The following is a 4,617-nucleotide window of genomic DNA, read 5'->3' as shown; positions in this document are numbered from 1 at the left end:
CCCGCCAGCCTGGGGGTGAGGAACGCCCGCCACCGCTGGTCGCGCTGGGCGAGGTACTCCACGACGAGGCGTTCCTTGGAGCCGAAGCGGTCGTAGAGGGTCTTCTTGGTCACGCCGGCGCGGGCGGCGATCGCGTCCACGCCGACCGCGTGAATCCCCTGGTCGTAGAAGAGTTCACTCGCGGCAGCCAGCACGGCGCGCGCCCCGGGCGTCCACTCGATGTCGGTCCCCACCCCACGAACTATACAGCTCGGTATACCGTTGACGGCGTGAGTAAACAGATCGGTATACCAAGGGAGGGGAGCACCCTCGTCACCGCCGGACTCGGCACCCTGTTCGTGCTGTGCTGGTCCTCGGGTTTCATCGGCGCGAAGCTCGGCGCGTCGGACGCCCCGGTCCCCACCGTCCTGATGTGGCGGTTCGTCCCACTGGCGGCGGTGCTCGCCCCGTTCCTGCTCCCGCGCTCCGATAAGCGGGGCACCAGCCGGCCCGGCGACCTGGGGCGGCAGGTGACCATCGGCGCGCTCTCCCAGTCCGGCTACCTGCTGACGGTGTACTGGGCGATCGGCCTCGGGGTCAGCACCGGGACCACCGCCCTCATCGACGGCATGCAGCCCCTCGTCGTGGCCGCCCTGGTAGGCCCGCTGCTGGGCGCCGCCGTGACCGGCCGGCAGTGGAGCGGCCTGGGCCTGGGCTTCGCCGGGGTCGTCCTCGTGACCTGGTCCGACGCCACCGCGCCCGGAAACGACGTCCCCGCCTGGGCCTACCTGGTGCCCTTCGCCGGCATGCTCTGCCTGGTCGCCGCCACCTTCCTGGAGCGGCGAGCGACCACGTCCACTCCCCCGATGCGCGCGCTCGCCGTGCACTGCGCCACGTCCGCCGTGGTCTTCTCCGCCATCGCCCTGGCGACCGGCTCGGCGGCGCCGCCGACCTCGGGCCAGTTCTGGATCGCGATGTCCTGGCTGGTCGTCCTCAGCACCTTCGGCGGCTACGGTCTGTACTGGTACCTGCTGCGCCGCGTCGGCGTCACCCGGGTGAACACGCTCATGTTCCTCGTGCCCCCGGTGACCACGCTGTGGGGCGGGCTGATGTTCGACGAGCCCCTCACGGCCGGCACCGCCGTTGGCCTCACCCTCGCGCTGGCGGCGACCTGGGCCGTCACCCGCGCGTCGGGGGAGTCGGCACCGCGATCCGCGCGGGGGAACCGACCGGAGGACGGGGCCACCCCGGGCCCTCCTCCACCCCTGGAGGCCACGAGCTCCGACCAGCACCGCGCCGGGTCGTGACCGCCCCGGCCGGGCACGGGAGTGGCGTGGACCCCACCCCCTTCCGGGAGACGGCGACCGGGACCGTCCTCCCGCCGGGCGGCGGCCGGCGGGAGGGCACGGCGCCGGCACGGCCTCAGGGGTGGGCTCGTCTCAGCTGGTGCCGTCGGGCTCCCGCCACGCGCCGATGCCCAACAGCACCTTCCACAGCCAGTCCGCGGCGACGACGGGCGGGGGCAGGGGGTCACGCGCGACCCAGGCGGTGATCACGCCGAGGGCGCTGCCCGCGATCCCCGAGGCGAAGACGTCGACGGGCAGGTCGACCAGGGCTGCCGGGCGGGTCGTGCCCACCGCGTCGATCACGATGAGCTCGATCCGGTTGCGCAGCCGGGCCGTGACCACCGTCGACCCGTGGTCGCCGAGGACACGCCGGTAGAGGGCGGCGTGGGACGCGATGTGTTCGAGGTAGGTGAGCAGCTCGACGGGCATGCTCGGCGTGCCGGCGGCCGCGGACACCTCGGGCAGTTGCGTCGACACGTCGTGGAGGGCGTCCTCCAGCGCGTCCGCGAGCAGCGTCTCCTTGTCGGCGTAGTGCTGGTAGAAGCTGCTCCGGTTCACCCTGGCCCGGCCCGCGATGTCACCGACCGTGATCTCGTCCAGCGGTCGCTCACGAGCGAGCTCCAGCAGAGCGTGCCGGAGGCTCGCTCGGGTGCGGGCAACACGGGGATCCATGGCGGGCATGGTCTCACGTGGCCACCGCCACCCGGACAGTTATCCGACACACGTTGGATAACCGACAGTCGTCGGATAAGTTGGCGGCCAGCAACAGTCCATCCCGACGAAAGGCGAACGGTGGCCAACCTCCTGTACCGGCTCGGACGGTTATCCGCGCGACGCGCGTGGGCCGTCATCGCCACGTGGATCCTCGCGCTCGCGGTCGCGGCCGGTGCCTTCCTCACGCTCGGCGGCTCCCTGGCCACGAACTTCTCCATCCCGGGCACCGAGACCGAGCGGGTCAACGACAGCCTCACCGAGCAGTTCCCCGAACTCACCGGTGCCACCGCCTCCGTCGTGTTCGCCACCGATGGCGAGTTCGGCGAAGCGGAACGCGCCGGGATCGACGACCTCCTCACCGAGGTCACCGAGGTCGACGGCGTCACCGCCGTGACGAACCCGTTCGAGACCGAGGCGGAACGCGACGCCGCCGAAGCGCAGGTCACCGGCGGCCAGACGATGATCGAAGGCGCCCGCGCGGAGCTCGAGTCCTCCGCCGAGGAGCTGGAGGCGGGGCAGGCCCAGCTCGACGCCGCGATCGAGCAGGCACGCGGAGCCGGTGCCTACGAGCAGGCCGCCGAGGAGTTCGAACGGCAGCAGGCCGAACTGGACGCCGGCCGCGAGCAGCTGGAGGAGGGCCTGCGCGAGCTCGAAGCGCAGGAGGCTGAACTCGAGCACGGCGCCGCGCTCATGGAGTTCGCCTCCTCCGTCCGGACCGTGTCCGAGGACGGCGGAACGGCGATCGCCACCATCGCCTTCGAGGAGACGATGTTCGAGCTGCCGGACAGCGTCAAGGCCGAGGTCGTCGACGTGCTGGCGGCCGGCGAGATCGACGGTGTCAGCATCAACTGGTCCTCGACCATCACCACCTCCACCGAGGGCATCATGGGCCCGGGCGAGGTCGTCGGCGTCGTCGTCGCCGGCCTGGTGCTGCTGGTCATGATGCGCGCGTTCCTGCCCGCCATCACCCCGCTGATCAGCTCGCTGGTCGGCGTCGGCGTGGGTGTCGCCGCGTCGCTCGCCTTCTCCGGTCTCGTTCCGATGGCCTCCATCACTCCGGTGCTCGGGGTGATGCTGGGTCTCGCCGTCGGCATCGACTACTCGCTGTTCATCCTGAACCGGCACCGCAAGCAGCTGCTCGCCGGGATGGACGTGGACGAGTCCATCGGCCTGGCCAACGGCACCGCCGGCAACGCCGTCGTGTTCGCCGGCAGCACCGTCATCGTCGCGCTGGTCGCGCTGGGCGTGACGGGAATCCCGTTCCTGGCCACGATGGGCGTCGTCGGCGCGGCCTGCGTGCTGGTCGCGGTCCTCGTCTCGATCAGCCTCACCCCCGCCCTGCTCGGACTCCTCGGGACGCGGGCCCTGGGCCGGAAGGCGCGGGCGACGATCGGCGACCAGCGGCACACCGGCACCGAGGTCCGGCCGCTGCGCACCCCGCGCGCGCTCGGCGCGGTCGCCCTGGCGACCGCCGGGCTGCTCGTGCTGGCGGTCCCCGCCCTCTCGATGCGGCTCGGGTTGCCCGAGGGATCCTCGGAGGCGCCGGAGACGACGCAGTACCAGGCGTTCAAGACCATCGAGTCGGAGTTCGGCGCCGGGGTGAACGGCCCCCTGCTCGTGGTCGCCGAACTGCCTGGCGGTGTGGACGAGAGCGAGCTGACGGCCACCCAGGCGGGGGTGGCCTCGGAGCTGATGGAGCACGAGGACGTCAGCGCGGTGGCGCCGATCGTCGTCTCCGACGAGCGGGACGTGTTCCTGTTCCAGGTGGTGCCGGTGGAGGGCCCCTCCAGCGAGTCGACGGAGGCGCTGGTCCGGGACCTGCGCGGGCTGGCTCCGCTGTCCGGGGAGGCCACCCTGGGCGTCGCTGGACAGGCCTCGGGCAACATCGACGTCTCGGAGAAGCTCGCGGACGCGCTGCCGGTCTACCTGGTCGTCGTGGTCGGCCTCTCCCTGCTGATCATGATCGTGGTGTTCCGGTCGCTGCTGGTGCCGCTGATCGCCACCGCCGGGTACGTCCTGTCGTTGTTCGCCGCGTTGGGCGCGGTCACCGCCATCTACCAGTGGGGGTGGTTGTCCGACGTCTTCGACGTGCACGAGCCGGGTCCGGTGCTGAGCTTCGGCCCGATCATCATCATGGGGGTCCTGTTCGGGCTCGCGATGGACTACCAGCTCTTCCTGGTCTCCGGTATGCGTGAGGCGCACGTCCACGGCATGCCGGCGAGGGCCGCCGTGGTGCAGGGGCTGCGCCAGGGCCGGGCCGTGGTCACGGCGGCGGCGATCATCATGATCTCCGTCTTCGGCGGCTTCGTGTTCAGCGAGCTCGGGATGGTTCGACCGCTCGGGTTCGGTCTGGCGATCGGGGTGCTCTTCGACGCCTTCGTGGTCCGGATGGTGCTGGTGCCCGCGCTGATGCACCTGCTGGGCGAGAAGGCGTGGTACCTGCCGAAGTGGCTGGACCGGATCATGCCCGACGTCGACGTCGAGGGCGCCTCCCTGGAGCGCGCGCACTCCTCGAACGGGAGCGCGACGACCTCCTGAGCCCGGTGCTCGACGGGCCCGCCCGGACCTCGGTCCGGGC

4 protein-coding genes are annotated in these 4,617 nt (G+C 71.7%); 2 read left to right on the top strand and 2 right to left on the bottom strand.

All coding sequences use genetic code 11. From position 1 onward, the window contains the following. Positions 1 to 233: helix-turn-helix domain-containing protein (locus ACTIDRAF_RS0219415; protein WP_016700389.1), on the bottom strand; the 233-nt coding region annotated here is incomplete at its 3' end. Positions 234 to 269: 36 nt separating this feature from the next. Between ACTIDRAF_RS0219415 and ACTIDRAF_RS0219410 the strand changes: the two genes are divergently transcribed. Next, on the top strand, positions 270 to 1,286 hold the full coding sequence (locus ACTIDRAF_RS0219410) for a DMT family transporter (protein WP_016700388.1): 1,017 nt from the start codon (positions 270 to 272) through the stop codon (positions 1,284 to 1,286). 132 nt (positions 1,287 to 1,418) lie between these two features. Here the strand turns inward: ACTIDRAF_RS0219410 and ACTIDRAF_RS29895 are convergent, their stop codons facing one another. After that, positions 1,419 to 1,997, bottom strand: a complete 579-nt coding sequence (locus tag ACTIDRAF_RS29895; RefSeq protein WP_157163148.1) for a TetR/AcrR family transcriptional regulator — start codon at positions 1,995 to 1,997, stop codon at positions 1,419 to 1,421. Positions 1,998 to 2,117: 120 nt separating this feature from the next. On the opposite strand from ACTIDRAF_RS29895, the gene ACTIDRAF_RS32120 reads away from it, so the two are divergent. Next, positions 2,118 to 4,577: an MMPL family transporter gene (locus tag ACTIDRAF_RS32120; RefSeq protein ID WP_016700386.1), complete on the top strand. Its 2,460-nt coding sequence runs from the start codon at positions 2,118 to 2,120 to the stop codon at positions 4,575 to 4,577. Positions 4,578 to 4,617 lie beyond the last annotated feature (40 nt).

This window comes from Actinoalloteichus spitiensis RMV-1378, from assembly GCF_000239155.1.
Lineage (GTDB): Bacteria > Actinomycetota > Actinomycetes > Mycobacteriales > Pseudonocardiaceae > Actinoalloteichus_B > Actinoalloteichus_B spitiensis.
This window is presented reverse-complemented; position numbering and strand designations above follow the sequence as displayed.

Coding starts and splice junctions, on each gene's coding strand:
- ACTIDRAF_RS29895 (WP_157163148.1), bottom strand. CDS start 1,997: ATGGATCCCCGTGTTGCCCGCACCCGAGCGAGCCTCCGGCACGCTCTG.